The organism is Chromobacterium sp. ASV23, assembly GCF_016428945.1.
Taxonomy (GTDB): Bacteria; Pseudomonadota; Gammaproteobacteria; order Burkholderiales; family Chromobacteriaceae; genus Chromobacterium; species Chromobacterium sinusclupearum.
Genome location: NZ_JAELTR010000152.1, coordinates 1 through 623, shown reverse-complemented (window position 1 = coordinate 623; position 623 = coordinate 1). Strand labels below are relative to the sequence as shown.

Below are 623 nucleotides of genomic sequence, written 5' to 3'. Positions count from 1 at the left end.
GCCGCCGAGGAAGGCATTGAGGTTGGCCAGCGAATTGCCGAGGTTGTTGCCGAAGTCGGTGTTGCCATGCCAGACGCCGTTCTGATCGCCAAAGTTCAAGGCGGTGGCGATGAAGCTGGCGGTGGGGTTGTGATTGGCCAGGTCGGCCAGCACGGTGGACAGCGCGGTCTGGCCACTGACGGGGCTGGAGATATGGCTGTCGTTGAGGCCGTACAGCAGGGCGGTCAGGCCATTGGGCTGGAAGCTGATGGCCGGGGTGTCCGGCGGCACCACATCCAGCGTGCCGCTGTCCGAGCCGGCGGCGGAGACATTGCCCAAGGCGTTGGTTTGCGTCGCCGACACGCTGACCGTCTGGCCATTGGCCGGTTCCGGAATGCCGAGGCTCAGCACGCCATTGGCGTAGCTAGCGGTGACGGCCGGGTTGCTGCTGGTCACCGAGCCGTCGCTGTGGACGGTGAGGCTGCTGCTCACGCCGCCGTCGCTGATCGAAACCTGGGCGCTGCCGCCGCTGCTGAGGCTGTTCGAGTCCAGCGCGACGGTGGCCTGCACCTGGCCATGGGCCAGGTCGGTCGGGCCGATCAAACCGTTCGGGTCGAGGTGTTCGGCCACGGTGACGGTGGGCG

1 protein-coding gene is annotated in these 623 nt (G+C 67.3%); it reads right to left on the bottom strand.

Going from position 1 to position 623, the window contains the following annotated elements:
- Window positions 1–623 (bottom strand): hypothetical protein (locus JHD59_RS22030; protein WP_199155840.1); only part of this gene is annotated, 623 nt, incomplete at both ends.